25 protein-coding genes and 1 pseudogene are annotated in these 26,119 nt (G+C 69.1%); 19 read left to right on the top strand and 7 right to left on the bottom strand.

Features of this window, described 5'->3' with window-relative positions; translation table 11 throughout:
- The first annotated feature begins 64 nt into the window (after nucleotides 1-64).
- From PVT71_RS15185 to PVT71_RS15165, 5 genes and pseudogenes are all read left to right on the top strand, one after another.
- Entirely contained in the window at nucleotides 65-502 is a 438-nt protein-coding gene (locus PVT71_RS15185; protein ID WP_353474907.1) for a globin domain-containing protein, read from the top strand.
- A gap of 10 nt (nucleotides 503-512) precedes the next feature.
- Nucleotides 513-644, top strand: coding sequence for a hypothetical protein (locus PVT71_RS15180; RefSeq protein WP_353474906.1), 132 nt, complete (start codon nucleotides 513-515; stop codon nucleotides 642-644).
- 25 nt (nucleotides 645-669) lie between these two features.
- Nucleotides 670-1,707: pseudogene (gene cysK / locus PVT71_RS15175) on the top strand (cysteine synthase A); the annotation flags it as partial.
- 111 nt (nucleotides 1,708-1,818) lie between these two features.
- Nucleotides 1,819-2,175 (top strand): glutaredoxin domain-containing protein, encoded by a 357-nt coding sequence (locus tag PVT71_RS15170; protein WP_353475547.1) that lies wholly within the window; start codon nucleotides 1,819-1,821, stop codon nucleotides 2,173-2,175.
- 12 nt (nucleotides 2,176-2,187) lie between these two features.
- Nucleotides 2,188-3,432 (top strand): MFS transporter, encoded by a 1,245-nt coding sequence (locus PVT71_RS15165; RefSeq protein ID WP_353474905.1) that lies wholly within the window; start codon nucleotides 2,188-2,190, stop codon nucleotides 3,430-3,432.
- Between the two features lie 70 nt (nucleotides 3,433-3,502).
- On the opposite strand, the gene PVT71_RS15160 is transcribed toward PVT71_RS15165, so the two are convergent.
- The gene (locus PVT71_RS15160; protein ID WP_353474904.1) at nucleotides 3,503-3,835 is read right to left on the bottom strand and encodes a hypothetical protein; all 333 of its coding nucleotides are present in this window, start codon (nucleotides 3,833-3,835) and stop codon (nucleotides 3,503-3,505) included.
- 215 nt (nucleotides 3,836-4,050) lie between these two features.
- On the opposite strand from PVT71_RS15160, the gene PVT71_RS15155 reads away from it, so the two are divergent.
- From PVT71_RS15155 to PVT71_RS15130, 6 genes are all read left to right on the top strand, one after another.
- A complete protein-coding gene (locus PVT71_RS15155) occupies nucleotides 4,051-5,037 on the top strand; it encodes a LysR family transcriptional regulator (RefSeq protein ID WP_353474903.1) in 987 nt (328 codons plus the stop codon).
- Between the two features lie 65 nt (nucleotides 5,038-5,102).
- Nucleotides 5,103-6,128 carry an ABC transporter substrate-binding protein gene (locus PVT71_RS15150; RefSeq protein WP_353474902.1) on the top strand — a complete coding sequence of 342 codons (1,026 nt, stop codon included), beginning with the start codon at nucleotides 5,103-5,105 and terminating at the stop codon, nucleotides 6,126-6,128.
- Nucleotides 6,129-6,186: 58 nt separating this feature from the next.
- Nucleotides 6,187-6,954, top strand: a complete 768-nt coding sequence (locus tag PVT71_RS15145) for an ABC transporter ATP-binding protein (protein ID WP_353474901.1) — start codon at nucleotides 6,187-6,189, stop codon at nucleotides 6,952-6,954.
- Nucleotides 6,947-7,792, top strand: a complete 846-nt coding sequence (locus PVT71_RS15140; protein WP_353474900.1) for an ABC transporter permease — start codon at nucleotides 6,947-6,949, stop codon at nucleotides 7,790-7,792. Before PVT71_RS15145 ends, PVT71_RS15140 begins: the two co-directional genes overlap by 8 nt.
- 5 nt (nucleotides 7,793-7,797) lie before the next feature.
- Nucleotides 7,798-8,850 carry an alcohol dehydrogenase catalytic domain-containing protein gene (locus PVT71_RS15135; RefSeq protein WP_353474899.1) on the top strand — a complete coding sequence of 351 codons (1,053 nt, stop codon included), beginning with the start codon at nucleotides 7,798-7,800 and terminating at the stop codon, nucleotides 8,848-8,850.
- On the top strand, nucleotides 8,841-9,560 hold the full coding sequence (locus PVT71_RS15130) for a hypothetical protein (RefSeq protein WP_353474898.1): 720 nt from the start codon (nucleotides 8,841-8,843) through the stop codon (nucleotides 9,558-9,560). The genes PVT71_RS15135 and PVT71_RS15130 overlap by 10 nt, the downstream gene beginning before the upstream one ends.
- Before the next feature lie 10 nt (nucleotides 9,561-9,570).
- Here PVT71_RS15130 and PVT71_RS15125 read toward each other — a convergent pair whose 3' ends face one another.
- Genes PVT71_RS15125 through PVT71_RS15115 form a run of 3 tightly spaced genes read right to left on the bottom strand, consistent with a single transcriptional unit; the run spans nucleotide 9,571 to nucleotide 12,428 of the window.
- Entirely contained in the window at nucleotides 9,571-10,878 is a 1,308-nt protein-coding gene (locus PVT71_RS15125; RefSeq protein ID WP_353474897.1) for a TRAP transporter large permease, read from the bottom strand.
- Between the two features lie 14 nt (nucleotides 10,879-10,892).
- The gene (locus PVT71_RS15120; protein WP_353474896.1) at nucleotides 10,893-11,390 is read right to left on the bottom strand and encodes a TRAP transporter small permease; all 498 of its coding nucleotides are present in this window, start codon (nucleotides 11,388-11,390) and stop codon (nucleotides 10,893-10,895) included.
- 48 nt (nucleotides 11,391-11,438) lie between these two features.
- Nucleotides 11,439-12,428, bottom strand: a complete 990-nt coding sequence (locus PVT71_RS15115) for a sialic acid TRAP transporter substrate-binding protein SiaP (protein ID WP_353474895.1) — start codon at nucleotides 12,426-12,428, stop codon at nucleotides 11,439-11,441.
- Nucleotides 12,429-12,617: 189 nt separating this feature from the next.
- Between PVT71_RS15115 and PVT71_RS15110 the strand changes: the two genes are divergently transcribed.
- The 3 genes from PVT71_RS15110 to PVT71_RS15100 are packed head-to-tail and all read left to right on the top strand — an operon-like array spanning nucleotide 12,618 to nucleotide 16,895.
- A complete protein-coding gene (locus PVT71_RS15110; RefSeq protein WP_353474894.1) occupies nucleotides 12,618-13,514 on the top strand; it encodes a dihydrodipicolinate synthase family protein in 897 nt (298 codons plus the stop codon).
- 35 nt (nucleotides 13,515-13,549) lie between these two features.
- Entirely contained in the window at nucleotides 13,550-14,230 is a 681-nt protein-coding gene (locus tag PVT71_RS15105; RefSeq protein ID WP_353474893.1) for a GntR family transcriptional regulator, read from the top strand.
- A 1-nt stretch (nucleotide 14,231) separates the two neighbouring features.
- Nucleotides 14,232-16,895: a family 78 glycoside hydrolase catalytic domain gene (locus PVT71_RS15100; protein ID WP_353474892.1), complete on the top strand. Its 2,664-nt coding sequence runs from the start codon at nucleotides 14,232-14,234 to the stop codon at nucleotides 16,893-16,895.
- Between the two features lie 7 nt (nucleotides 16,896-16,902).
- Here PVT71_RS15100 and PVT71_RS15095 read toward each other — a convergent pair whose 3' ends face one another.
- Nucleotides 16,903-17,703 carry a LuxR C-terminal-related transcriptional regulator gene (locus tag PVT71_RS15095; protein WP_353474891.1) on the bottom strand — a complete coding sequence of 267 codons (801 nt, stop codon included), beginning with the start codon at nucleotides 17,701-17,703 and terminating at the stop codon, nucleotides 16,903-16,905.
- Nucleotides 17,704-17,852: 149 nt separating this feature from the next.
- Between PVT71_RS15095 and PVT71_RS15090 the strand changes: the two genes are divergently transcribed.
- The 5 genes from PVT71_RS15090 to PVT71_RS15070 are packed head-to-tail and all read left to right on the top strand — an operon-like array spanning nucleotide 17,853 to nucleotide 22,676.
- Complete coding sequence (locus PVT71_RS15090) at nucleotides 17,853-18,986, top strand: ABC transporter ATP-binding protein (RefSeq protein ID WP_353474890.1); 1,134 nt, start codon at nucleotides 17,853-17,855, stop codon at nucleotides 18,984-18,986.
- Between the two features lie 42 nt (nucleotides 18,987-19,028).
- Entirely contained in the window at nucleotides 19,029-20,183 is a 1,155-nt protein-coding gene (locus PVT71_RS15085; protein WP_353474889.1) for a spermidine/putrescine ABC transporter substrate-binding protein, read from the top strand.
- Between the two features lie 27 nt (nucleotides 20,184-20,210).
- Complete coding sequence (locus tag PVT71_RS15080) at nucleotides 20,211-21,062, top strand: ABC transporter permease (RefSeq protein WP_353475546.1); 852 nt, start codon at nucleotides 20,211-20,213, stop codon at nucleotides 21,060-21,062.
- A gap of 16 nt (nucleotides 21,063-21,078) precedes the next feature.
- Nucleotides 21,079-21,885 (top strand): ABC transporter permease, encoded by an 807-nt coding sequence (locus PVT71_RS15075; protein WP_353474888.1) that lies wholly within the window; start codon nucleotides 21,079-21,081, stop codon nucleotides 21,883-21,885.
- Between the two features lie 35 nt (nucleotides 21,886-21,920).
- Nucleotides 21,921-22,676: an SDR family NAD(P)-dependent oxidoreductase gene (locus PVT71_RS15070; RefSeq protein WP_353474887.1), complete on the top strand. Its 756-nt coding sequence runs from the start codon at nucleotides 21,921-21,923 to the stop codon at nucleotides 22,674-22,676.
- 16 nt (nucleotides 22,677-22,692) lie between these two features.
- On the opposite strand, the gene glpK is transcribed toward PVT71_RS15070, so the two are convergent.
- Together glpK and PVT71_RS15060 are read right to left on the bottom strand one after the other, a co-directional pair.
- Nucleotides 22,693-24,204, bottom strand: coding sequence for a glycerol kinase GlpK (gene glpK, locus PVT71_RS15065; RefSeq protein ID WP_353474886.1), 1,512 nt, complete (start codon nucleotides 24,202-24,204; stop codon nucleotides 22,693-22,695).
- A 192-nt stretch (nucleotides 24,205-24,396) separates the two neighbouring features.
- Nucleotides 24,397-26,100: an ABC transporter substrate-binding protein gene (locus PVT71_RS15060; RefSeq protein ID WP_353474885.1), complete on the bottom strand. Its 1,704-nt coding sequence runs from the start codon at nucleotides 26,098-26,100 to the stop codon at nucleotides 24,397-24,399.
- Nucleotides 26,101-26,119: the final 19 nt, after the last annotated feature.

Below are 26,119 nucleotides of genomic sequence, written 5' to 3'. Positions count from 1 at the left end.
GGACACGCGCGCGAAACACCAGACGGACAGACTGGCCGCATCATCCGACACAGAGGATAGCGCCATGACCCTGACCCCGCAGCACATCACCGACATCCGCCTCAGCTGGCAGGTGCTGGCCGCCGATGCTGACGCCTTCGCCGCCGATTTCTACGACCGTCTGTTCCGCCGCGACCCGGCCCTGCGGCCGCTCTTTTCCGCCACAGACCTGCCCGCGCAGCGCAGGAAGCTGGTCGCGGCGATCGGGCTCGTGGTGCGCCACGCGGGCGATCTTGCCCCGGTGCTTGGCCCGCTTGCCGAGCTCGGTGCCCGCCATGCTGGTTACGGCGTGAAGGAGGCCGACTACGCCACCGTCGGCGGCGCGCTGATCGAGGCCATCGCGGCCTGCCTGCGCGAGGCCTTCACCCCCGGGATCCGCGACGCCTGGGCCGCCGCCTACGGCGCGGTCGCGGCCACGATGATGGCCGGCGCGGATGCCGCCGCACCGCGCAAGAGCGCCTGAGGCGATGGCCATGCGTCCCGCTCCCGCCCCCTCGATCCCTCCCGCCGCGCTGAAGGCGGCGGGGGCGCGCAGGCTGCTCGCCGCCGGGGCGCTCGCCTCGGCCGCGGGGGTCTTCGCGCATTGCATTTTGCCGCTTCCCTGACCGCATTTTCCCAAGGACCCGTCCGATGACCAAAGCCTTTCAGAACATCCTCGAGACCGTCGGCAACACGCCGATCGTCCGGATCAACAAGCTCGCGCCCGAGGGCGTGGAACTCTTCGTCAAGCTCGAGGCCTTCAACCCCATGGGCTCGGTCAAGGACCGGCTCGCGCTGGGGATCATCGAGGCCGCCGAGGCCGACGGCTCGCTTCAGCCCGGCCAGACCGTGGTCGAGGCGACCTCGGGCAACACCGGCATCGGCCTTGCCATGGTCTGTGCCGCCAAGGGCTACCCGCTGGTGGTGACCATGGCCGAGAGCTTCTCGATCGAGCGCCGCAAGCTGATGCGCTTCCTCGGCGCCAAGGTGATCCTCACCCCGGCCTCCGAGAAGGGCTCTGGCATGATCGCCAAGGCGCGCGAGCTGGCCGACAAGCATGGCTGGTTCCTCGCCCGGCAGTTCGAGAACGAGGCCGGGCCGGACATGCACTCGCGCACCACGGCGCAGGAGATCCTCGACACGTTCGCGGATGCCCCGCTCGACTTCTGGGTCAGCGGCTTCGGCACCGGCGGCACACTGAAGGGTGTCGCCCGCCGGCTGAAGGCCGAGAGCCCGGGCACGAAGATCATCGCCGCCGAGCCGGACAATTCCGCGCTGCTCGCCTCGGGCTGGTGCCAGCCCTACAACGCCGACGGCTCGCCCGCCGCCAGCCACCCGGCCTTCCGCCCGCACCTGATGCAGGGCTGGTCGCCGGACTTCGTGCCGAAGCTGGTGGACGACGTGCTGAAGGAGCATTGGATCGACGAGTTGCAGCCCGTCGCCGGGGCCGACGCGATGACCTGCGCGCAGGATCTGGCGCGCTACGAGGGCATCCTCTGCGGCACCTCGGGCGGCGCGACCTTTGCCGCCGCGCTGGAGGTGGCGCGCCGCGCGCCGAAGGGCGCGCGCATCCTCGCCATGCTGCCCGACACCGGCGAGCGGTACCTCTCGACGCCGCTCTTTGCCGAGATCGAGGAGGTGATGAACGCCGAGGAGCTGGACATCGCCGCCTCGACCCCGCGCTTCCGCTTTGACGCCGCCGCCAGCGCCCCCGCGCCGACGCCGCAGACCGCGCAGCTTGCCGCCAGCGACGAGGCCAAGGCCGAGCTCGAGGCGCTGCTCGCGGATCCCGCGCAGCCGGTGGTCTTCTTCGCGCTCGAATGGTGCGAGTTCTGCTGGTCGGTGCGCAAGCTCTTCGCCGCGGCGGGGATCGAGTACCGCTCGGTCGATCTCGACGGCGCGCTCTACCGCGAGGACGACCGCGGCGGCGCGCTGCGCCGGGCGCTGGCCGAGAAGACCGGCGCGGTGACCATCCCGCAGATCTTCGTCGGCGGTCGCCATGTCGGCGGCGCGACCGAGACCTTCGACGCCTTCAACAGCGGCGCGCTGCAGGAACTGCTGGCGGCTGCCGGGCGCGAGGTCCATACCGAGGGCATCGGGAATGCCTACGGCTTCTTGCCGGCGTGGCTGCACCCGCGCAAGCCGGCCACGGCCTGAGGAGGAGGGGACATGGAACAGCTTCACGACACGCCCGAGGCGCGGCCCGACCGCTACCGCTGGGTCATCGTCGTCACCGCCTCGATCGTGCTGGCGGTGGCCATGGGGCAGCTGGTCAACGGGCTCTCGGCCTTCTTCACCCCGCTCGAGGACAGCGAGGGCTGGAGCCGCGGCGACATCGCCCTGATCAACTCGGCCGGGCTGATCGGCCTCGCGCTCGGCGGCATCGCCATGGGCTGGCTCGCCGACCGGGTGGAGACGCGCAAGGTGGTGCTGGCCGGAGCGATCGTCACCGGGCTCTGCGTCACCGCGGCGGGCTTCGTAACCTCGCTGCCGCAGCTCTACGCGCTCTTCTTCGTGGCCGGCGCGCTTGGCGGCGGGGCGCTCTTCGCGCCGCTCTTTGCCCTTGTCGGCAGCTGGTTCCGCACCGGCGCGGGGCTGGCGATCGGCATCGTCTCGGCGGGGCAGGCCATGGGGCAGGGCGGCATTCCGCTGGCCAATGCCATGCTCATCGACGCGCTCGGCTGGCGCGGCGCCTTCGTCGCCATCGGCCTCGCCTCGCTGGTGATCATGCTGCCGCTGGCGCTGCTGGCCCGCGCGCCGAAGGCCGGGGCCGTCGGCACCGCCGCGCAGGCGGTCGAGGAGGCGCCCGCCGTGCGCCCCGCCGTGGTGGTCGTGCTGATGAGCCTTGGCGTGATCTTCTGCTGCGGGCTCATGTCGGTGCCGCTGATGCACCTCGCGCCGCTGGTCGAACTTTGCGGAGCGACCGGGCCCGAGGCGGGGGGCGTGCTCTTCGTGATGATGCTGACCGCCATCGCCGGGCGCGTCGCCTTCGGCAAGCTGGCGGACGTGATCGGCGCGCTGCCGGCCTACCTTGCGGCCAGCGCCTGGCAGACCGCGCTGGTCTACGTCTTCATCCAGATCGACGACATCGGCATGTTCTACCTCTTCGCGCCGATCTACGGCTTCGGCTACGCCGGGGTGATGACCGGGGTGCTGACCTCGATCCGCGCGCTGATCCCGGCCTGGTGCCGGGCCGGGGCGAGCGGCATCATCATCGCCTTCGCCTGGGGCGGTCACGGGCTGGGCGGCTGGCTCGGCGGCACCTTCTTCGACAGGACCGGCAGCTACGACCTGACCTTCGGCGTGGCGGCGCTGGCGGGGGTGATGAACCTCGCGCTGATCCTAACGCTCTGGGCGCTGGTGCTGCGCGGCAGGTCGCACCCGACGCGGCCGGAAAAACCGGCCCTCGCCTGAGCGCGGCGATCCTGGACAAGGCCCGGGGGCAGGCCCGCACCCGGGCCTTCAACGTGCCCGGACCCCGCGCTCAGGGCTTTGTCACCGCCGCGGCGGGCAGGGGCATCTCGAGGGGCAGCGTCCGCTCCCGGCCGGGGTTGCGCGTGTAGCGCACCACCAGCAACGCATCGACACCGATGACGCAGGAATTCAGCGCGTAGAGCCAGACGATGGGCGGCAGCAGCCCGGTCTCTCTCCAGATCAGCAGCTTCGAGGCCACCCCGCAGAGGTAGCCGAAGCCGATCACCAGCACGAAGGGCAGGCTCTTGCCGCGCGCTTCGCAGGTCCGCAACATCTTGAAGATGGAACAATACCAGCCGGTCGAGAAGGCGACCAGCATCACGGCTTCGAGCAGGTTGGACATGGCACTTACCCCGTTGATCACGCTTGGCGCGAGGTCGCGGGATGCGCGGCCCGCGACCGGACGGCACGAGGCTCGGCCGCGATTGTTGCAGGACTGTTTGAAACCGGCAGAGCCCGCCCGCGGCGCCGCGACCGGCGGAGGGACGCCTGTATTCGCGGCACGCGCTCGGATATGCTTGCCGCAGATGCACCCAGCCAAGGCGGCCCGCCCCAGACATGCCAGACCAACCCACTCCCGCCGCGCGCACGCCGGGGCCCATCCAGGGGCTGAGCCTGCGCCAGATCGAGGTGTTCCACGCGGTCTATTCCACCCGCTCGATCTCGGCCGCCTCGCGCCTGCTGTCGATCTCGCAGCCGGTGGTCAGCCGGATGGTCAAGCGGCTCGAGGACGTGCTGAAGGTCTCGCTCTTCCAGCGCGGCTCGTCGGGGCTGATGCCGACCATGGAGGCAGAGCTGATCTTCGCCGAGGTGGACGGGGTCATGGGCCGGCTGAGCGGGCTCGGCGCGCGGATCGAGGAGATCGCCTCGGGCGGGTCGGTGTCGTTCCGCCTCGGCGCGACGGCGAGCGTGGCGCGCGGGCTGGTGCCGCGGGCGCTGCGGGCGCTGAGCGCGCGGGCGGCGCGGCCGGACCTCTTCTTCGACGTGCTCTCGGTCGACCAGATCGCGCAGTACCTGCTCGACGGGACGGGGCAATGCGTCGTCACCCTCGCGCCGGTCGATCACCCGATGCTGAGCGCCGAGCCGCTCGGGCAGGGGCGGCTGGTCGCGGCGGTGCCCGCCGATCACCCGCTGGCCGCGCGGGATCTGCTGTCGCCCGGCGACTTCGACGGGGCGGACGTGATCTCGTTCCAGATCGACGGGCCGCACCAGCGCGCCATCCGGCAGTTCTTCGGCCGCGAGCGGCCCGCGCCGCAGTCGAGCACCGTGGTTCGCTTTGCCGACACCGCGGTCGCCATGGCGGCCGAGGGCATGGGCATCGCGCTGGTCGACAGTTTCACCGCGCTGGGGCCGGTCGGCGCGGGCGTGGTGCTGCGCCCGCTGCGCAAGAGCCCGGTCTTCACCCTCTACCTGCAGTGGAATCCCAACCGGCCCACCTCGGCGCATGTGCCGCAGCTGCGCGAGGTCATCATCCGGGAATTGCGGGACAATCCGGGCGAGGCTCATTTTTCTGCCCCATGTCCTGAAGGCATGGCCGACCGATAATTTCTGCATTGTGCCTATGCCCCGAAACCCCGATGCTCCGGCGCACGAGTTTCAGGGAGGACATGATGACCTATCTCACCACCACGCGCCGTGGCGCGCTGGCGCTGCTGCTTGCCGGCACCACGCTCGGCGCCACCACCGGGTTTGCCGCCGCCGAGGGGATCACGCTCGGCGCGCTGCGCCTGACCAGCCATTCGCCGACCTACATCGCGCTCGAGCGCGGCTATTTCGCCGACGAGGGGCTCGAGGTCGAGCTGGCCTTCTTCGAGAGTTCCGCCGCGATGGCCGTGGGCGTCGCCGGCGGCGATCTCGACTACGGCGTGACCTCGATCACCGGCGGGCTGATCAACCTTGGCCAGAAGGGTGCGGTGAAGGTCATCGCAGGTGCGCTGGCCGAGGATGCGAATGTCGATGGCGCGGTCGTGCTGGCCTCGAACGCGGCCTATGACGCGGGTCTGACCGAGCCGTCGAAGCTGGCGGGCAAGAGCTTCGGCATCACCACCGCCGGTTCGTCCTTCCACTACATGCTGAGCCGCATCGCCGAGAAGGAAGGCTTCGCCGTCTCCGACGTGTCGATGAAGCCGCTGCAGAAGGTCGGCGCGATCGTCGGCGCGCTCAGCACCGGGCAGGTAGACGCCTGGGTGATCCAGCCCAGCATCGGCAAGCGCCTCGTCGCCGAGGGCGCGGCCCGCAAGATCGCCGATTTCTCGGCCTATGACCCCGACTACCAGGTGACCGCGATCTTCACCTCGACCGCCATCGCCGAGGGCGAGCGCGACCAGACCGAGGCCTTCCTGCGCGCCCTGTCGCACGGCGTCGCCGACTACAACGCCGCCTTCGTCGACAAGACCGCGAGCGACGACGAGGTCACCGAGCTGACCGCGATCGTGCACAAGTACGTCAGCGTCGACGTGCCCGACGACAAGTTCGCAAAGGACATGACCGAGGGCTCGATGCGGATCAACGAGGGGCTGGCGCTGTCCACCACCTCGCTGCAGGCGCAGCTCGGCTGGATGCAGGCCGAGGGCCTCGTCGGCAGCGACATCACGCTCGACATGTTCGTCGACGACTCCTACGTCGAGACCAAGTGACCACGCGGGGCCGGCCCCGCGCGGGCCGGTCCCTCCCATCTGACGCGGGAGGAGAGCGATGAAGCTCATCGTCGACGAGCTGGGCCACAGCTATGGCAACATGGTCGTGCTCAAGGATATTTCGCTGGTCATCCCGCAGGGGCAGATCGTCTGCCTCGTCGGCCCCTCGGGCTGCGGCAAGTCGACCCTGCTGCGGATGATCGGCGGGCTCGAGCGCCCGATGCTGGGCGAGGTGCGCACCGTCGGCGAGCCGCCGACGGACTCGCTCAACCCGCTGACCTTCGTCTTCCAGCACTTCGCGCTGCTGCCCTGGCGCAGCGTCGCCGACAACGTCCGGCTGGTGCTCGAGGACCACAAGCTCGGGCGAGCGCAGGAAGACGCGGTCATCGCCGACGTGCTGGCCCGCACCCGGCTCTCGGATTTCGCCGATGCCCTGCCGAAGCAGCTTTCGGGCGGCATGAAGCAGCGCGTCGCCATCGCCCGGGCGCTGGCGGTCAGGCCCGCCTGCATGCTGATGGACGAGCCGCTCTCGGCGCTCGACAGCCAGACGCGCGAGCTGCTGATGGAGGACCTCATCTCGCTCTGGACGCGCGAGCCCTTCACCGCGATCTACGTCACCCACAACCTCAACGAGGCGGTGCGGCTCGGTCACCGCATCGTCGTGCTCTCGCGCCGCCCGGGGCGGATCCACAAGGTCGTCGACATCGACACGCCGCTGCAGGACCGGCACCTCGGCTCGCCCGAACTCGAGGCGCGGCAGGCCGAGCTCTGGGAGCTGATGCGCGCCGAGGCGGAAGCCGCAGACATGGAGCTGATCGATGGATAAGACCCTTCCGGCCAACGCGGCCCCCTTCGACACCACGGCGGCCAAGCCCGAGACCGGCCGCCCGGTCCGCTTCCGCGGCGGCGGCTTCCAGCCCGAGCCGGTGCGCGGCGCCGCCATCGCGGTCTTCGTCATCCTGATCGCCGCGCTCGAGGCGGGCACGCGCAGCGGGGTCATCTCGAACCTCACCATGCCGCGCCCCTCGGCGGTGCTGGAGACGCTCTGGAACCTCGCCGCGTCGGGCCTCCTGTGGCAGCACCTCGCGCCCTCGCTCATGCGGCTGCTGATCGGCGGCGGCATCGGCGCGGCGGCGGGTGTCGCCGTGGGCACGATGATCGGCCTCTTCAGCCTTGCCCGTGCCGGCCTCGTGCCGCTGGTCTCGGCGCTCTTCCCGATCCCCAAGATCGCGCTGCTGCCGCTCTTCGTCATCTGGTTCGGCATCGGTGAAAGCTCGAAATACGCGCTCATCGCCTTCGGCACCTTCACCCCCACCGTGGTCGCCACCTTCGGCGCGGTGGACAGCGTCGACCGCACGCTGATCCGCATGGGCCAGAGCTTCGGCCTGTCGTGGTGGTCGGTGGTGCGCAAGATCGTGCTGCCGGGCGCCTTCCCGGGGATCCTGTCGGGGCTGCGCGTCTCGATCGCCATCGCCATCATCCTGCTCGTCGCCGCCGAGATGCTGGGCGCCGAGCACGGCATCGGCGCCTACATCCTCGAGGCGGGCTCGCTCTACGATCTCGAACGGCTCTTCGCCGGGGTCACCGTCCTGTCGCTGATGGGTCTGGTCGTCGGCTGGGTCATCGGCCTCATCGAGCGCCGCTTCCTCGGCTGGAGGTCGTGAGCCCCATGCTGGCCCTGCAGAAGACCGAGGCCGCCCCCGGCGTGGAGCTGCGCGAGGTGGCACCGCCCCCCGCGCCGGGCCCGGGCGAGGTGCTGATCGGCATCGAGGCGACGGGTGTCTGCGGCACCGACGTGCACATCGCCCACTGGACCCCCGGCTACGAGTCGATGCAGCGCGCCATGCCCGTCACCATCGGCCACGAGACCTGCGGGCGCATCTGCGCGGCGGGCGAGGGCGTCGACCCGGCGCTCATCGGCCAGCGCGTGACCATCCGCCCCTCGGTGCTCTGCCACCGCTGCGCGCCCTGCCTGAACGGCGATCCCGACAATTGCACCGGCCGGCTCGGCGTCGGCATCGGGCGCAGCGGCGCCTTTGCCCCGCAACTGCTGGTCCCGGCCGAGAACTGCGTGCCGGTGCCCGAGGGCATGGAGGCCGAGATCGCCGCGCTGACCGAGCCGATGACCGTCTGCCGCGAGGCGGTGGACACGGCGGGCCTGAGGCCCGGCGCGCGGGTGTTGGTACTCGGCCCCGGCACCATCGGGCAGGGCATCGCGCTCTTCGCCGAGGCGGCGGGCGCGGGCGAGGTGGTGGTGGTCGGCCGCGACGACGCGGCGCGGCTGGAGCGCGTGCGCGCGCTCGGCTTTCCGAACGTTGCCGACAGCCTTGGCACCACGCTGGCCGGGGCGCTTGCGCCGTGGCTCGAGCATGGCCGGTTCGACGTGATCTTCGAGGCGACCGGCGTGCCCGCCGTGGTCCCCGAGGCGCTGAGCGTCTTGGCCAAGCGCGGCAAGCTGGTGATCGTCGGCATCCATCCGGCCCCGGCGCAGGTGGATCTCACCGCGCTCGTGCGCAACCACCAGCAGATCCTCGGCTCCTACCGCGCGCCGGTGGAAACATGGCCCGAGGTGCTGGCCTTCCTTTCCGCGAACCCCGAGCGGCTGCGCGGCATGATCAGCCATCGCCTGCCGCTGACGGACGCGCCCGAGGCGGTGAAGATCGCCGGGGCCAAGCAGGCCTCGAAGGTGATGGTGCTGCAGGAGGCGGGCGCATGCCCCTGACCGGATCGGGGTTCCTCTGCCTCTGGAACGACTTCGACGAGAGCCGCGCCGAGGAATACGAGCGCTGGCACAGCCTCGAGCACGTGCCCGAGCGGGTCGCCGCGCCGGGCTTCCTGTCGGGCCGCCGCTACGGTGATTTCGCGCGGAGCGAGAGCCGCTACATGACGCTTTACGACCTGCAGTCGCTGGCGGCGCTCGACACGCCCGACTACGCCGAGTTGCAGCGCGAGCCGACGCCCTGGTCGGCGAAGATGCGACCGCATTTCCGCAACTTCCTGCGCCTGCCCTGCGCGACGCTGGCCTCCGAGGGCACCGGCTGCGCCGGGCAGGTGGGCACGCTGGCGCTGAGCCTCGGCAATGGCTCGGCGGCGTCGGACGGGGTGATCCTCGACTTGCTTCGCGAGGGCCTCGCCGAGCAGCGCACCTCGGCCTTCCACCTTGGCCGTGCCGACCGCATCCCGGCCTATGGCGTCTTCGCCAGCCCCGAGCTTTCCGAGCCCGGGCGCCATCACCTCGTCGTCTTGCAGGAAGCCACGACCGAGGCGGGCGCGCAGCGCGCGGTGGCGGATCTGCTGGCGCGGATCACCGCGCTCGACGCGGGCGTGCGGGTGCTGCGCCGCGAATGCTCGAGCCTGCTCTTCTCGGTGGCGCGGGACGAGGTCGTGCCGCGCTGGCAGCGCAGGCCCGCCGCATCCGCGCAGCAGGCCTGAGACTTTCCTCTTACCCCAGCATCCCCGCCGCGCGCGGCAGCCAGAGCACCAGCTCGGGCACGAAGGTCAGCACCGCCAGCAGGGCGATCAGGATCGCGAGGAAAATCCAGACCTCGCGGATCATCTCGCTCACCGGGATGCCGTTCAACGCCTTGATGATGAAGAGCAATATCCCGTAGGGCGGGGTGATCAGCCCGATCATCATGTTGAAGACCAGCACCACGCCAAGGTGCGTCAGGTCGATCCCCAGCGCCGCCGCCGAGGGCAGGAAGAGCGGGGTCACCACCAGCATGATGGTCGACACGTCGAGGAAGCAGCCCATCGCGAGATAGAGCAGGTTCAGCAGGATGAGCAACTGGATGGCGTTGAGGTCCATGCTGTCGAAGAAGGCGAAGACGCTCGCCGGCACGCGCTCGACGGTCACCACGTAGTTGAAGATGAAGGCGCCGCAAAGCACGATGGTGACCACCGCCGTGGTGCGCACCGTGGCGCGGACCACCTCGAGGAAGTCGCGCAGGCCCATGACCCGGTAGGCAAAGACCGAGAGCAGCAGCGCGTAGAAGGCCGAGACGGCGGCGGCCTCGGTCGGGGTGAAGATGCCGGTGTAGATGCCGCCAAGCAGGATCGCGGGCATCATCAGCGCCGGGGCGGCGCGCAGGAAGACGACGGGGAAGGTGCGCCACGGCACCGCCGCCTCGACCGGGAAGCCGCGCAGCTTGGCCATGATCATCACCGCGATGCCGAGCACCAGCACCAGCAGAAGCGCGGGAATGACGCCGCCGAGGAAGAGCGCGCCCACCGAGGTCGAGGAGATCAGCGCGTAGAACACCATCGGGATCGAGGGCGGGAAGATCGGCCCGACCACGGCCGAGGTCGCGGTGATCGCCCCGGCAAAGCCGCGCGGGTAGCGCCCGTCCTTGGTCATCATGTCGGTGATCACCTTGCCGACCCCCGCCGCGTCCGAGATCGCCGAGCCCGACATGCCCGAGAAGATGAGCGAGGTCAGGATGTTGACCTGCGCGAGCCCGCCCGGCACCCGGCCGACCAGCGCCAGCGCGAAGTCGAGCAGCCGGTCCGAGACCTTGCCCGCGTTCATGATGTTGGCGGCAAAGATGAAGAGCGGCACCGCCAGCGCGACGAAGTTGCCGAAGACGCCGTTGAGCACGTTCTCGGCGGCAAGGCCGATGTCGCGCCCCGCCATCAGCAGGTAGAACACGCTCGAGACGATCATCGCGAGCCCCATGGGAAGTCCGGCCACCGTGATCGCCACCAGCAGGCCGATCATCAGCAGCAGCGCATTGTCCGCGAAGAATTCCATTGGTTTCCCTTGGTTCAGAGCGCGTCGCGCCAGTTCGGCCCGAAGAGGCGCAGCAGGCGGCCGAGCATCTTCAGCGTCAGGCCGACGACGAAGAACAGGTAGCAGCCGTAGACCCAGTGCATCGGGATGCGCAGCACCGGGCTCTTCTTGCGGGTGAGGAAGTCGAGGTAGTCGATGGTGGGCAGGATCAGCAGGCCGAAGGCGGTGATCGCCACGACCATGGTGAAGATCGCCAGGATCCGCTGCGTCTTCGGCGAGACCACGTCATAGACCACGTCGAAGGTGACGTGCTCGCGGATCGGCACGAGGAAGGCGGCGGCCCAGAACACCGTCCAGATGAAGGCGATCATCACGAACTCCTCCGACCAGACGAGCGGCGTGCCCATCACGTAGCGGAAGAAGATCTGCACGATGAACCCGGCGAAGGCCGCAAGGAACAGGCCGATGCCGACGATGTCGGCCGCCCGCGAGAGCAGGCGGCCAAGGGTTTCGAGCGTGCCGGGCCGGGTCATGTCCGACCCGGTCCCGGACGCGGAATGACTGCGGGCGGTCACGGCGGATCACTCCGCCAGGGCGTTGATCTTCTCGGCCCAGCCCTCGGGCCAGTCGGCCGAGCGGTCGGAGGTGGCGTAGACCTCCTGCACGTGGCTGCGGAACGCCGCCACGTCGGGCTCGGTCACCTGCAGGCCCTGCTCCTTGAAGAAGTCCACCAGGCGCTCCTCGTTGGCGAGGCGCTCGGCGTTGTTCCAGTCGCAGGAGGCGACGGCGGCCTCGGTCATCGCGGTCTTTTCCTCGTCCGAGAGCTTGTCCCAGGTCTCGTTGTTGACCACGACGTTGATGCCGTCGACGAGGTGGCTGGTCAGCACGATCTGCTCGGTCACCTCGTAGAACTTGGCGGCCTCGACGGTGGGCAGGGGGTTGTCCTGCGCGTCGATCGTGCCGGTCTGCAGGCCGAGGTAGACCTCGCCGAAGGGCAGCGGCGTCGGCGCGGCGCCAAGCGCGCTGCCGAGGAACAGCCAGGCGTCCGAGCCCGGCATGCGCAGTTTCAGCCCCGCGAGATCGGCCGGGGTCTTCACGTCGCGCGCCTTGCGCAGGTTGAGCTGGCGCGTGCCGAGATAGCAGGTGTCGAGGATCTGCACGTCCATCTCGTCCGAGACGGTCTGCTTGAATTCGGCGCCGATGTCCGAGGCGAGGAAGGCGCGGTAATGCTCGGGGCTCTGGAACAGGTAGCCCGCGGTCATCAGGCCATAGGCCGGAATTGCGTCGGCAATCAGCTGGTAGGACAGGTAGGTCATCTCGGCGTTGCCGCGCTGCAGCGCGTCGAGGTCGGCACCCTGCGCGAAGAGCGAGCCCGAATCGTAGAGCTGCACGTCGAAACGGCCGGGGGCGCGCTTCTCGAGCTCGTCCTTGAACACCTGCATCGCCTTGGTGTGCAGGTCGCTCGGCACCGAGGGGGTGGTGTACTTGATCTCGATCTGGTCGGCGGCGAAGGCCGGGGTCACCAGCGCCGTGCCGAGGGCAAGCGCGGTGAGAATGCGTGTGACGTTCATGATGGTCCTCCCTGTATTCCGTTTAAGGATTTTCGCCGCGTTGCCAATGGCCGGATCCTCCTCCGGCGGCGATTGAGCGAGACTTTACAAAGCGGAACGGCTTATGTAAACACTGATTGTATCAGTTATTGGATTAATAACACAATCAAGCCGTTACGGCTGGTTGCCCATGAATCGGAGGCAGATGGGATGCGCGCAGGGACGGATTTCAAGGGAGTGGTCGGGGCCGCGGTGACGCCGGTGACACCGGAATTCGAGATCGACGTGCCGCGCCTCGTCGCGCATTGCGACGCGATGCTGGCGGCGGGCTGCGCGATGACTTCGGCCTTCGGCACGACCGGCGAGGGCGCCTCCTTCTCGACCGACCAGAAGATCGCGGCGCTGAAGGCGATGAAGGCCGCGGGCTGCGACATGTCCCGGCAGGTGCCGGGCATCATCACCTCGGCGCTCGAGGACGCGGCCCGGCTCTACCGCGCCGCCGCCGATCTTGGCTGCCGCGCGGCGCTGATCATCCCGCCCTTCTACTACACCGCCTCCTCGGAGGCGGCGATCGCGGAGTTCTACGCGGCGGTGGCGGCCAAGGCGGGCAATCCCGGCCTCGACATCGTGCTTTACAACTTCCCGCATTTCTCGGGCGTGACCTTCACCCCGTCGCTGGTGCGCGCGGTGCAGGCGCGGCTCGGCGAGCTGGTGATCGGCATCAAGGATTCGACCGGCAACCTCGAGGGCGGGCTCGAGCTCATCCGCACCTTCCCCGAGCTGTCGATCTTCACCGGCGACGACCGCATCCTGACGCGCATGGTCGCGGCCGGCGGCGCGGGGATGATCGGCGGTCTGGTCAACCTCTTCCCGGCGGACAGCGTCACGCTTTTCGGTGGCAAGGTGGACGCGGCCTTCGAGAAACGCGCCGCGATGCGGATCGAGGCGGTTGACGGTCATGGCGGGCTCGTGGTTCTGAAGGCGCTCGTGGCGGCCCGCTACGGCGACGACGGCTATCGCCGCACCGTGCCGCCGCTGGCCGCGCTCGAGGCCGGGCTGAGCGCGCGCCTGGCGGAGGAGCTGGGCTTCACCGCCACGCCGATCTGAGGCGCGGCAGGACTAGGAACACGGGAGGCGGCCACATGGCGGGCAATCGCGCTGAGGAAACCCAGAGGCGCCACGACGGGCGGGTCCGGCAATCGGGCTACGAGCAGTTCCAGAAGGCGCTGCTCGACGGCCGGCTGCGGCCGGGCCAGCTGGTCAGCCAGCGCGATCTCGTCGCCATGCTGGGCCTGTCGATCGGGGCGCTGCGCGAACTCCTGCCGCGCCTCTCGTCCGAGGGGCTGATCAACGTGCTGCCGCAGCGGGGCATCCAGATCCCGGCGATCGACCTGCCGATGATCCGCGACGCCTTCCAGATGCGCGCGGCGCTCGAGCGCGAGGCGGTGCTGCACGCGGTGCGCACCATGCCCGACGAGGTGATCCGCGAGCAGCTCGACCTGCACCGCGAGGTGCTCGAGGCGGTCAAGCTCGATCCCAGCGAGGCGCTGCTCGAGCGCGGGCAGGAGATCGACACGGGCTTCCACGTGCTGCTGATCGAGGCGACGAAGAACGAGCTGATCATGTCGGCCTACGACATCAACTCGATCCGCATCCGGCTGATCAAGCTCGACCGGATCCGCCTCAGCCCGGTGACGCTGCCCGCCGCCTTTGCCGACCATATCGCGGTGATCGAGGCGCTGCTGGCGCGCGATCCGGTGGCCGCCACCGCCGCGATGGACCGCCACATCGCGAATGCCCGCGAACGGGCGCTGGAGATCTGACATGGCCGGATATGGCGAAAGACCCGCGGGCGACGTCCTGCGTCCCGTGGGCATGCGCTGCGCGCAGCAGGTCGCGCCGAGGGGCCTCAACGACCTGAACCCGAGCTTCGCCTGGGGCTGCGCGGGCAGGGCGGAGCTTGCCGCAAGCCGGGTGGTGCTGGGCCGGGACCGGGGCGCGGTGGCCTCGGGGCAGGGCGCGCTCTGGGACAGCGGCTGGCTGGCGGGCAACCCCTCGCCGCTGCGCCATCCCGGCGCGCCGCTGCCGCGCGACGCGCGGCTCTGGTGGGCCGTCGGCCTGCGCGATGCCGAGGGGGCGGAGACATGGTCCGAACCGGCGGAGCTCTTCACCGGCCTCGATCCCGCCGACTGGGAGGCCGAGTGGATCGCCCGCTACTTCGTCCTGCCCGTCGGGCGCGAGGTGCCGCAGGACAGCAGCTACGACAACCGTTTCCAGGCGCGCCCCGCCGATTACCTGCGCCGCAGCTTCGACCTGCCCGAGGCCCCCGTCCGCGCCTTTGCCTACGTCACCGCGCTCGGCCTCTACGAGCTGTACCTCAACGGCGCGCGCATCGGTCAGGACGTGATGGCGCCCGGCTGGACCGACTACCACACCCGCACCGAGTACACCGTGCACGACGTCACCGCGCATCTCGCGGCGGGGCCGAATGCCATCGGCGCAATCATGGGCGAGGGCTGGTACTCGGGCCGGGTCGGGCACAACCAGCGCCGCGCCGGCAACCATTATGGCGGCCGCCCGGCCTTCCTGTGCCAGCTGCATCTCGAATACGCCGACGGGCGCACCCAGCGCCTTGTCACCGACGCAAGCTGGCGCACCCGGCAGGGGCCGGTCTGCTACTCGGACTTCCTCGCCGGCGAGATGTACGACGCGCGGCTCGAGATGCCCGGCTGGGACACCGCCAGCTTTGACGAGGTGAACTGGCAGCCGGTCGAGGTCTTCACCCCCGACCCGAAGGCGCCGCAGCTCGACGCCGCCCGCGCGCCGCTCGCGCGCGAGGTCGAAACGCTCGAGCCGCGCTCCGAGACCACCGGGCCGGACGGCGAGCACATCTATGATTTCGGCCAGAATCTCGCGGGATACGTGACGCTCGAGCTCGAGGCCCCGGCGGGCACCGAGATCCGCCTGCGCCACGCCGAGCGGCTCGACGGGACCGGCGCGCTCTACACCGCCAACTTGCGCTTTGCCGTGAGCGAGGACGTCTACGTCTGCAAGGGCGGCGGTCGCGAGCGCTTCACCCCGCGCTTCACCTTCCACGGCTTCCAGTACGTCGGCCTGCGCGCCAGCGCGCCGGTTGCGTCGCTGGACCTGCGCGCCGTCGCGATCCAGTCGGACCTGCCGCTCACCGGCCGGATCGAGACCGGCCATCCGATGGTCAACCAGCTGATCTCGAACATCTTCTGGAGCCAGCGCGGCAATTTCCTGTCGGTGCCGACCGACTGCCCGCAGCGCGACGAGCGCTATGGCTGGTCCGCCGATGCGCAGGTCTTCTGGCGCACCGCAGGCTATTTCATGGACGTCGGCGCCTTCACCGGGAAATGGCTGCAGGACATGGTCGATGGCCAGTCCGCCGAGGGCGTCTTCCCCGATGTCGCCCCGACGAAGCCGCTCAACCCCTACCGCCTGACGCCGCAGCCCGGCGCGCCCGCCTGGGGCGACGCGCCGGTGATCCTCTGCCGCGACCACTGGCTGCGCTACGGCGATGCCGACCTGCCGCGCCGCATGTGGGGCCCGCTGGTCGCGTGGATGGATTACATCGAACGCGAGAACCCCGGCGGCATCCGCGAGCGGGCGGTGCACAACAACTACGGCGACTGGCTGTCGATCGGCCCCGCCACCGACCGCGCGCTGATCGCCACTGCCTACTGGATCCACCTCGCCGACATCATGGGCCTGCTGGCCGGGGTGCTGGGCGAGCCGGTGGCGCGCTGGACCGACCTTGCCGCGCGCCTGCGCGGGGCCTTCCTCGACCGGTTCTGGCTCGACGGGCGGCTCAGCGGCGACACCCAGACCGCCTACCTGCTGGCGCTCGACTTCGCGCTGCTGCCCGAGGAGCTGCGCCCGCTTGCGGCGGCGCGTCTCGGCGCGCTGCTCGAGGTGGCGGACGGGCACCTGCAGACCGGCTTTCTGGGCGTGCGCCACCTTGCGCCGGTGGTCTGCGACTGGCTCGGGCCCGAGCGCGCGGTCGACCTGCTGCTCAAGGAAACCTACCCCTCGTGGGGCTTCTCGATCCGCCACGGCGCGACGACGATCTGGGAACGCTGGGACGGCTGGACCCCGGAAAGGGGCTTCCAGTCCACCGCGATGAACTCCTTCAACCACTACGCCTACGGCGCGGTCGGGGAATGGATCTGGGCGCGGCTCGCCGGCATCGACTGGAGCGCCACGGGGCCGGGCTTCCGCGAGATCACCATGCGCCCGGTCTTCGACCGCCGCATCGGCCATGTCACCGCGCGCTACGACGCCCCCAGCGGCCCGGTGGAAAGCGCCTGGGCCTACGCGGGCGAGGCGGTGAGATGGGACGTGTCGCTGCCGCCGGGCACGCGCGCGCTGGCCACGCTGCCGGTCGGCTGGAGCCTTGACGGGCAGGGCGCCTTCACGCTGCCCGCCGGGGCGCACCGGATGACCTTGCAGCGGGTTGCGGTCTGAGCCCCGCTCAGAGATCCTCGAGCGAGGACATGAACTGCGAGAAGAGCTCGCCCTGCGAGCTCACCCCCAGCTTGCCGTAGATGTTGCGGCGGTGGATGCGCACCGTGCCGGGGGCGATGCCGAGCGCGTGGCCCGTCGCCTCGGCCGAATGGCCCTTGAGCGTGTATTCGACGATCTCGGCCTCGCGCGGGGTCAGCAGGTTGCGCCCGAAGCTCTGGAAGGCGTCGTCGATCAGCTGCGGCAGGCGCGGCGTCGCCGAGGTCGGGCGTTCGGAGAACTGCTCGATCAGCCCCGACCAGTGCTGCCGCGCCGCCGCCTCGACGAAGGGGAAGATCACCTGCATCTCGCGGAATTCGCGCGCCGAGAAGGCCTTGTGCTCGCGCATCGCCGAGATCACCACGCTCACCTCGCTGCCGACATCGACGATGAAGCCTATTTCTTCGGCAAGTCCGGTCTGCACGTAGTAATTGCGGAAATATTCGGCCTGGTAGAAGCGGTCCGGCGCCAGCTCGCGCAGGCGCACAAGGCGCGAGCTCGTGGGGGCGGCGGAGTGGCGGTAGAACGGGTCCAGAAGATACGGCCCCTCCTGGTAGTCGTCGACCATGACCCGGCGCTTCTTCGGCGGAAAATCATCATATAAATCAATGGGCCTGCTGTCGCGGTAATAGGCGAAGGTCACGGTGAACTCGAAGGGCACCACGACCCGCATCGCGTCGGTCAGCGCCTTCGGGAAACGCTCCGTGCCGAGCGACGAGAGAACCTCCGCGCTGGCGGAAATCCAATGCTCCATCTGAAGTTTCGTCGCCATCTATGCCCTTTGTGGTATATACAGGCCCAAGGAGTTTTCGTACCGTTTTTGAAAATTACGGCATATGCCGCCTGACGCAAGGGTAAACAGCCACGTCGGGCAACAGGGGATAAGCCGGACCGGGGAGTACGATGATTCAGGAACCGCACATGACCGACGCCTCCACCACTCACGTCCGCGCGCCGGAGGCCGTGGCGGAATTTGTCGGCGCGACCAAGCGCTTCGGCGACGTCCTTGCAGCGGACCGCATCGACCTGCGGATCCGGCGCGGCGAGTTCCTGTCGTTCCTCGGCCCCTCGGGCTGCGGCAAGACCACGGCGCTGCGCATGCTGGCGGGCTTCGAGAGCCCGACCGAGGGCAAGGTGATGATCGACGGCCAGGACATGAGCGCCGTGCCTGCGCACCGCCGCCCGGTGAACATGGTGTTCCAGCACTACGCGCTTTTCCCGCACATGACCGTGGCGCAGAACGTCGGCTACGGGCTGCGCCAGCGCCGCCCGCGGCTGCACAGGCGCGAGATAGAGCTGAAGGTGGCCAAGGCGTTGGCGACGGTGCGGCTGGCGGATTTCGGACCGCGCCGGATCTGGGAGATGTCGGGCGGCCAGCAGCAGCGCGTGGCGCTCGCCCGCGCCATCGTCAACGAGCCGAAGATCCTGCTGCTCGACGAGCCCATGGCGGCGCTCGACGCCAAGCTGCGCGGCGAGATGCAGCGCGAGCTGCTGGAGCTGCAGCGCAGCCTCGGGATCACCTTCGTGCTGGTCACCCACGACCAGGAAGAGGCGCTCGCCATGTCCGACCGCATCTGCATCATGGGCAAGGGCCGCATCGCGCAGGTCGGCACCCCGCAGGAGCTCTACGACCGCCCGCGTAGCCGTTACGTCGCGGATTTCGTCGGCAAGGCCAACATCGTCCCGGGCCAGATCACCGGCCGCCAGGGCGGGCTGGCGCAGGCGGTGCTGCGCAACGGCGTGAAGGTCGTCCTGCGCGACGAGCCCGGAGACGCCCGATCCGCCGCCGAGATCGCCGTGCGCCCCGAGGCGCTTTCGATCGCGCCGCGCGAAACTGCTGTCCCCGCGGGGACGGCCGCCGTTCCCGCCCGCGTCACGCATCGCACCTTCCTGGGCGATCACACCGAATACCTGCTCGCCGCCGAGGGCATCGGCATGCTGCAGGTCAACGCTCCGCGACAGGCCGAAAGAGCTTTGGGCGGGCACGACGTGGGCGCACAGGTCCACGTGCTCTGGCCGGAGGGAACGGGGCTCGTTCTCGCCGCAGACGACTGAGGAAACTTCCAGAAGTCCATGGTCCAACAAGGGAAAATCGAAATGAAAGACGACAATACGCCGATTTCGCGCAAGGCGTTCATGGAAGAGCTGCGGCGCTACCAGAAGGGGTCGGTGACCCGTCGCCACTTCCTCGGGGTGACCGGCCTCGGCACCGCTGCGGCGGTCATGGGCGGCGCGATCCCGGGCTTCCTGCCGAGCCGCGCCCGCGCGCAGGACATCGGCGACCGCGTGGTGCTGGCGACCTGGCCGAACTACCACGACCCCGCCAACTTCGACGCCTTCACCGACGCGACCGGCGCCTACACGCAGGTCAACGTCTTCGGCTCGAACGAGGAGATGCTGGCGAAGATCCAGGCCGGCGGCTCGGGCTGGGACGTCTTCGTGCCGACCAACTACGCCATCCCGACCTATGTCGAGGCGGGGCTCATCGAGCCGCTCGACCTGAGCAAGATCCCGAACTTCGACGCGGCGGCTTTCGAGAAGCGCTTCTCGGACGCGGGCACGATCGACGGCGTGGTCTACGGCGTGCCGAAGAACTGGGGCACCACCGGCATCGCGTTCAACTCGGACAAGACCGGCGGCGTGGTGGACAGCTGGAAGGCCTTCTTCGACGGCGCCCGAGACCAGTGGGACGGCCGGGTGATGGTGCATGACTACCAGCTCACCACCATCGGCAACGCCTTGGTCTACCACGGTTTCTCGTTCAACTCGGTGGACCCGAGCGAGCTTGCGCAGGCCGAGAAGCTGCTGATCGACGTCAAGCCGCACCTCTACGCGATCTCGTCCGACTACCAGCCGGCGATGCGCAACGGCGATGCGTGGCTCACCATGTGCTGGACCGGCGACGGCAAGCAGATGAACACCGACATGCCCGAGATCGGCTTCGCGCTCGGCAAGGAGGGCGGCGAGATCTGGTCCGATTACTACGCCATCCCCAAGGACGCGCCCCACAAGGAGGCCGCCTACGCGCTGATCAACTACCTGCTGACGCCGGAAGTGAACGCAAGGGAAGCGCTCGCCCACGGCTACCCGGTGGCCGACAGCCGCACCAACGCGCTGCTGCCCGAGGAACTGCTGAACGATCCGATCATCTACCCGGCCGCCGAGGCGCTGAGCCCGCTGGAGTTCGGCGCGGCGGTGACCCTGACCGACCCGAACCGTGCCGAGCTGATGGCGCGCTTCAAGTCGGCATAAGAAGACGACGGAGACCGGACGATGGCCATGACCCAAACCCGGGCGCGCGCCCTGCTGCTGACACCGGCAGGGCTGTGGTACGCGGCGCTTCTGCTGCTGCCGCTGGCCGTCGTCCTGATCTTCTCCTTCGGCGAGCGCAGCGCCATCGGCGGTTACGCGCCCGGCTTTACCCTCGAGCAATACGCCAACCTGCCGGCGCGGTTCGCGGCCTTCCGCAACACGCTGACGCTGGCGCCGGTGGGCACGCTGGCCTCGCTGCTGATCGCCTATCCGCTGGCCTATTTCCTCGCGGTGAAGGTCTCGCCCAAGTGGAAGACCATGCTGCTGGTGCTGGTGATCGTGCCGTTCTGGACCTCGATCCTCATCCGCTCCTACGCGTGGATTTTCCTGCTTGGCGGCAAGGGCATCCCGGCGCTTCTTGACGTGATCGGGCTCGCGGACGTGCGGCTGCTGAACACCCCCTTCGCGGTGCTGGTGGGCATCGTCTACGGCTACCTGCCGCTGATGGTCTTCCCGATCTACGTGGCGCTGGAAAAGCTCGACAAGCGGCTGCTCGAGGCCGCCGCCGATCTCGGCACGCCGCCCTGGCGCGCCTTCCTGCAGATCACCCTGCCGCTGTCGATGCCCGGCGTTCTGACCGGCTCGATGCTGGTGTTCATCCTGCTGATGGGCGAGTTCCTGATCCCCGCGATCCTTGGCGGCGGCAAGGTCTTCTTCGTCGGCAACGCGCTGGTCGATTTGTTCCTGCAGTCGCGCAACTGGGCCTTCGGCTCGGCGGTGGCGGTGGCGCTGGTGGTGATCATGCTGATCACCGTGGGCATCTACACCCGCCTCGTGAAGCGCTTCGGCGCGAGCCGCGACGACGTCGGCCTGATGTGAACCTGAAGAGACACGCATGAGACTCTATGCCCTGGCGGTCTACGCCTTCCTCTACCTGCCGATCGCCATCATCGCGCTGTTCTCCTTCTCGGCGGGGCGCTCGGCCTCGCAGATGCAGGGCTTCTCGCTGCAATGGTACGGGCGGGCACTGAACAACCCCTTCGTGATGGAGGCGCTCTGGACCTCGGTGCGCGTGGCCTTCCTGTCGGCGGTGCTGGCCACGATCGTGGGCACCATGGCGGCGCTGGCGCTGACCGGGATGCGCGGGCGGATGCGCCGGGTGTTCGATCTGCTGGTGCAGATCGCCGTGATGATCCCCGGCATCGTGATCGGCATCGCGACGCTTATCGCGCTCGTGTCGGTCTTCGACCTGGTGAACCCCTGGCTCGAGGTGGCGACCGGCTGGAAGCTGCAACTCGGCATCGGCTCGCTGATCGGGGCGCACGGGCTTTTCACCATGTCGCTCGTCGTGCTGCTGGTGCGCGGCCGGATGGAGACGCTGGATCCTGCGCTGATCGAGGCCTCGGGCGATCTTGGCGCGACGCCGATGGGCACATTTCGGCAGGTGACCCTGCCGCAGATCCTGCCGGCGATCCTCGCGGGCTTCCTGCTCGCCTTCACCTTCAGCTTCGACGACTTCATCATCGCCTTCTTCGTCGCCGGGGCCGAGACCACGCTGCCGATCTACGTCTTCTCGTCGATCCGCCGCGGCGTGACCCCCGAGATCAACGCGATCGGCACGATGGTCATGGCCGCCTCGCTTCTCATGCTGATCGTCGCGCAGCTCTTGCTGCGGCGCTCGCAGGCGCAGGCGCGCCGGTAATCCCGATCCCCAGAACAAGACTGCAGGAGAGACCCATGCTGAAACACCGTGTCGCGCTGGTGACCGCCGCCGGATCGGGGATCGGCCGTGCCGGTGCCGTGGCCATGGCCCGCGAGGGCGCCTTCGTGGTGGTGACCGACCTGCGCGAGGAGCTTGCCGCCGAGACGCTGGCCGAGATCGAGGCTGCGGGCGGGCGCGGCATGGCGCAGGGGCTCGACATGCGCGACGACGCGGCGGTCGAGGGGCTGATCGACCGGGTGGCGAAGGACCACGGGCGGCTCGACGTGCTGCATTCGCACGCGGGGATCCAGATCGAGGGCAGGGCCGAGGACGTCACCCCCGCGCAGATGGATGCCTCCTGGGCGCTGAACGTGCGGGCGCATTTCGTCGCCTCGCGCGCGGTGATCCCGCACATGCGGGCGCAGGGCGGCGGGTCGGTGATCATCACCGCGTCGAACTCGGGATGCCAGTACGACCGGGGCATGGTCTCCTATGCCACCACCAAGCACGCCGCCGTGGCGATGGTGAAGCAGATGGCGGTGGACTACGCGCGCGAGAGGATCCGCTTCAACGCGCTCTGCCCGGGGTTTGTCGACACGCCTTTCAACCTCGGTTTCGAAAAGCAGATGGGCGGGCGCGCGGCACTGGAGAGCTATGTCGCGGGCACCATCCCGATGGGCCGCTGGGCCAGCGTGGAAGAGATCGCCGAGGGCATCCTCTACCTCGCCTCGGACCGTTCGGCCTTCGTCACCGGGCTGGCGCTGGTGATCGACGGGGGCGAGATCCTCTGATCCCGCCCCGAAGCGCTCAGCCGTTCGGGGAGCCGAAACCGATGGTCGCCTCGACCGCGCGCTTCCAGGCGGCGTATTTGCGGCTGCGCAGGGCCGGGTCCATCTTCGGCTCGAACCGCGCGTCGCGGGCCCAGGCGGCGGCGAACTCCTCCATCCCCGGCATGATCCCGGCGTTCTGACCGGCGAGCCAGGCGGCGCCCATGGCGGTGGTCTCGAGCACCGTCGGCCGCTCGACCGGCGCGTCTAGGATGTCCGACAGGTACTGCATCCCCCAGTCCGAGGCGCTGAGCCCGCCGTCCACCCGCAGCGCCGCCATCTCGACGTCGCCATGCTCGGCGCCCCAGTCGGCCTTCATCGCCTCGATGAGGTCGCGGGTCTGGTAGCCGACGCTTTCCAGCGCGGCGCGGGCGAACTCGGCGGGGCCGGAGTTGCGGGTGAGACCGAAGATCGCGCCCCGGCAGTCGGCGTTCCAGTAGGGCGCGCCGAGCCCGGTGAAGGCGGGCACCAGCACCAGTTCCTGCGCCGGGTCGGCGGCTTCGGCGAGCGGCTGGCTCTCGGCCGCCTCGCGGATCACCTTGAGACCGTCACGCAGCCACTGGATCACCGCGCCGGCGACGAAGATCGAGCCCTCGAGCGCGTAGGTGGTCCGCCCGCCGATGCGGTAGGCGATGGTGGTCAGCAGCCGGTTCTGCGACACGACCGGCGTCTCGCCGGTGTTCAGCAGGGCAAAGCAGCCGGTGCCGTAGGTGGATTTCACCATGCCGGGGGTGAAGCAGGCCTGCCCGATGGTGGCGGCCTGCTGGTCACCCGCGATGCCGAGGATCGGGATCGGGCGGCCGAAGAGATCGGCGCGGCAGTCGCCGAAATTGGCGTCGCAGTCGCGCACCTCGGGCAGCATGTTCGTGGGGATGTCGAGCCGCTTGCAGATCGCCTCGGACCAGCGCCCCTCGCGGATGTTGTAGAGCATGGTGCGCGCGGCGTTGGTGGCGTCGGTGGCATGGACCGCGCCGCCGGTCAGCTTCCAGACGAGCCAGCTGTCGACGGTGCCGAAGAGCAGCTCTCCCGCCTCGGCCTTGGCCCGCGCGCCGTCGACATTGTCGAGGATCCACGCCAGCTTGGTGGCCGAGAAATAGGGGTCGAGCAGCAGCCCGGTCTTTTCCGTCACCGTCGCCTCGAAGCCCTCGTCGCGCAGCGTGCGGCAAAGCTCGGAGGTGCGCCGGTCCTGCCAGACGATGGCGTTGTGGATCGGCCGGCCGGTGGATTTCTCCCAGACCACGGTGGTCTCGCGCTGGTTGGTGATGCCGATGGCGGCGATCTCGTCCGGGCCGACGCCCGCCTTCTCGACCACGGCGCGGCAGGTGGCGGCGGTGGTCGACCAGAGGTCGAGCGGGTCGTGCTCGACCCAGCCGCTCTGCGGGAAGTGCTGCGGGAACTCCTCCTGCGCCGAGGCGACGACCTGCAGCCTGGAATCGAAGAGGATCGCGCGCGAGGAGGTGGTGCCCTGGTCGATGGCGAGGATGAGGGTCATGGGTGTCTTCCGGCCTTCTGTGGTGTCGTCTGTCCTGTCGGATGCGCGGGGCGATCCCTGCGCGATCCCTGACCCCGGGGTTTTGCGTCCCGGATCAGTCTCTTGCCCGACTCGTATCGGCGATGGCCGCGTCTGGCCATGGCGAAGACGAGAAAACGGGGGCAGGCCATGGCCTGCCCCCGCGAAGTCAGCTCAGTTCCAGGAGGCGACGAGCTCGTCGTAGGAGACGGTCTTCGGCTCCTCGCGCTCGTTCTCGATCTTCGGCTTCGGCGCGCCTTCGGCGTCGAGCCATTCCTGGGGATCCTTCTCCTCGTTCATCACCGGGCCCAGGTCGCCCTGGATGCCGGCACGCTCGATGCGCTCCATGACCTTCTCCATGTCGGAGCAGAGGCTGTCGAGCGCGTCCTGCACCGACTTGGCGCCGGACATGGCGTCGCCGATGTTCTGCCACCACAGCTGCGCCAGCTTGGGATAGTCAGGCACGTTGGTGCCGGTCGGCGACCAGCGCACGCGGTCCGGCGAGCGGTAGAATTCCACCAGACCGCCGAGTTTCGGCGCGCGGTCGGTGAAGCTCTGGTCCTGGATGGTGCTCTCGCGGATGAAGGTGAGGCCGACGTGGCTCTTCTTCACGTCCACGGTCTTGGAGGTGACGAACTGCGCGTAGAGCCAGGCGGCCTTGGCGCGATCTTCCGGGGTGGACTTCATCAGCGTCCAGGAGCCCACGTCCTGGTAGCCGACCTTCATCCCGTCTTCCCAGTAGACGCCGTGCGGCGAGGGCGCGAGGCGCCATTTCGGCGTGCCGTCCTCGTTCATCACCGGCAGGCCGGGCTCGACCAGCGAGGCGACGAAGGTGGTGTACATGAACATCTGCTGGGCGATGTCACCCTGCGCCGGGACCGGGCCGGCCTCGGAGAAGGTCATGCCCATGGCCGAGGGCGGCGAGTACTTGTTGAGCCACTCGATCGCCTTGTCGACGGCATAGACCGCCGCCGGGCTGTTGGCCGCGCCGCCGCGCGCCATGCAGGCGCCCACGGGCTGCGACTTCTCGTTCACCCGGATGCCCCACTCGTCGACCGGCAGGCCGTTCGGCTCGCCCTTGTCGCCCATGCCGGCCATCGACATCCACGCGTCGGTGTAGCGCCAGCCGAGCGAGGGATCCTTCTTGCCGTAGTCCATCGAGCCGAAGACCTTCTTGCCGTCGATCTCGCGTCCGGTGAAGAACTCGGCGATGTCCTCGTAGGCCGACCAGTTGACCGGCACGCCCAGCTCGTAGCCGTACTTGTCCTTGAACTCGGCCATGATCTCGGGATCGGTGAACCAGTCGTAGCGGAACCAGTAGAGGTTGGCGAACTGCTGGTCGGGCAGCTGGTAGAGCTTGCCGTCCGGTGCCGTGGTGAACTGGGTGCCGATGAAATCGGCCAGATCCAGCGTCGGGCTGGTGACGTCCTTGCCCTCGTTCGCCATCCAGTCGGTCAGGTTGCGCACCTGCTGGTAGCGCCAGTGCGTGCCGATGAGGTCGGAGTCGTTGACGTAGCCGTCGTAGATGTTCTCGCCCGACTGCATCTGGGTCTGTAGCTTCTCGACCACGTCGCCCTCGCCGATGAGGTCATGGGTGATCTTGATGCCGGTGATCTTCTCGAAGGCCGGGGCGAGCACCTGGCTTTCGTACTCATGCGTGGTGATCGTCTCGGAGACCACCTTGATCTCCATGCCCTGGAACGGCTGGGCTGCGTCGACGAACCACTGCATCTCGGCTTCCTGGTCGGCACGCGAGAGCGTCGACAGATCGCCGATCTCGCTGTCGAGGAAGGCCTTGGCCGCCTCCATGTCGGCAAAGGCCGGCCCGCTCAGCAGGCCTAGCGCGAGCGCTATGGCTGTGGATGTCTTCAGGTTCATGGTTTCCTCCCTTATTGAA

The sequence above is a fragment of the Salipiger sp. H15 genome (assembly GCF_040409955.1).
Taxonomy (GTDB): Bacteria; Pseudomonadota; Alphaproteobacteria; order Rhodobacterales; family Rhodobacteraceae; genus Salipiger.
Note: the sequence above shows the minus strand (reverse complement) of the source record. Positions and strands in the feature narration are given on the sequence as shown.

Coding starts and splice junctions, on each gene's coding strand:
- PVT71_RS15060 (WP_353474885.1), bottom strand. CDS start 26,100: ATGAACCTGAAGACATCCACAGCCATAGCGCTCGCGCTAGGCCTGCTG.
- PVT71_RS15095 (WP_353474891.1), bottom strand. CDS start 17,703: ATGGCGACGAAACTTCAGATGGAGCATTGGATTTCCGCCAGCGCGGAG.
- PVT71_RS15085 (WP_353474889.1), top strand. CDS start 19,029: ATGAAAGACGACAATACGCCGATTTCGCGCAAGGCGTTCATGGAAGAG.
- PVT71_RS15100 (WP_353474892.1), top strand. CDS start 14,232: ATGGCCGGATATGGCGAAAGACCCGCGGGCGACGTCCTGCGTCCCGTG.
- PVT71_RS15110 (WP_353474894.1), top strand. CDS start 12,618: ATGCGCGCAGGGACGGATTTCAAGGGAGTGGTCGGGGCCGCGGTGACG.
- PVT71_RS15140 (WP_353474900.1), top strand. CDS start 6,947: ATGGATAAGACCCTTCCGGCCAACGCGGCCCCCTTCGACACCACGGCG.
- PVT71_RS15075 (WP_353474888.1), top strand. CDS start 21,079: ATGAGACTCTATGCCCTGGCGGTCTACGCCTTCCTCTACCTGCCGATC.
- PVT71_RS15080 (WP_353475546.1), top strand. CDS start 20,211: ATGACCCAAACCCGGGCGCGCGCCCTGCTGCTGACACCGGCAGGGCTG.
- PVT71_RS15165 (WP_353474905.1), top strand. CDS start 2,188: ATGGAACAGCTTCACGACACGCCCGAGGCGCGGCCCGACCGCTACCGC.
- PVT71_RS15145 (WP_353474901.1), top strand. CDS start 6,187: ATGAAGCTCATCGTCGACGAGCTGGGCCACAGCTATGGCAACATGGTC.
- PVT71_RS15130 (WP_353474898.1), top strand. CDS start 8,841: ATGCCCCTGACCGGATCGGGGTTCCTCTGCCTCTGGAACGACTTCGAC.
- PVT71_RS15185 (WP_353474907.1), top strand. CDS start 65: ATGACCCTGACCCCGCAGCACATCACCGACATCCGCCTCAGCTGGCAG.
- PVT71_RS15135 (WP_353474899.1), top strand. CDS start 7,798: ATGCTGGCCCTGCAGAAGACCGAGGCCGCCCCCGGCGTGGAGCTGCGC.
- PVT71_RS15160 (WP_353474904.1), bottom strand. CDS start 3,835: ATGTCCAACCTGCTCGAAGCCGTGATGCTGGTCGCCTTCTCGACCGGC.
- PVT71_RS15115 (WP_353474895.1), bottom strand. CDS start 12,428: ATGAACGTCACACGCATTCTCACCGCGCTTGCCCTCGGCACGGCGCTG.
- PVT71_RS15180 (WP_353474906.1), top strand. CDS start 513: ATGCGTCCCGCTCCCGCCCCCTCGATCCCTCCCGCCGCGCTGAAGGCG.
- PVT71_RS15070 (WP_353474887.1), top strand. CDS start 21,921: ATGCTGAAACACCGTGTCGCGCTGGTGACCGCCGCCGGATCGGGGATC.
- PVT71_RS15150 (WP_353474902.1), top strand. CDS start 5,103: ATGACCTATCTCACCACCACGCGCCGTGGCGCGCTGGCGCTGCTGCTT.
- PVT71_RS15125 (WP_353474897.1), bottom strand. CDS start 10,878: ATGGAATTCTTCGCGGACAATGCGCTGCTGCTGATGATCGGCCTGCTG.
- PVT71_RS15155 (WP_353474903.1), top strand. CDS start 4,051: ATGCCAGACCAACCCACTCCCGCCGCGCGCACGCCGGGGCCCATCCAG.
- PVT71_RS15120 (WP_353474896.1), bottom strand. CDS start 11,390: ATGACCCGGCCCGGCACGCTCGAAACCCTTGGCCGCCTGCTCTCGCGG.
- PVT71_RS15105 (WP_353474893.1), top strand. CDS start 13,550: ATGGCGGGCAATCGCGCTGAGGAAACCCAGAGGCGCCACGACGGGCGG.
- PVT71_RS15090 (WP_353474890.1), top strand. CDS start 17,853: ATGACCGACGCCTCCACCACTCACGTCCGCGCGCCGGAGGCCGTGGCG.
- glpK (WP_353474886.1), bottom strand. CDS start 24,204: ATGACCCTCATCCTCGCCATCGACCAGGGCACCACCTCCTCGCGCGCG.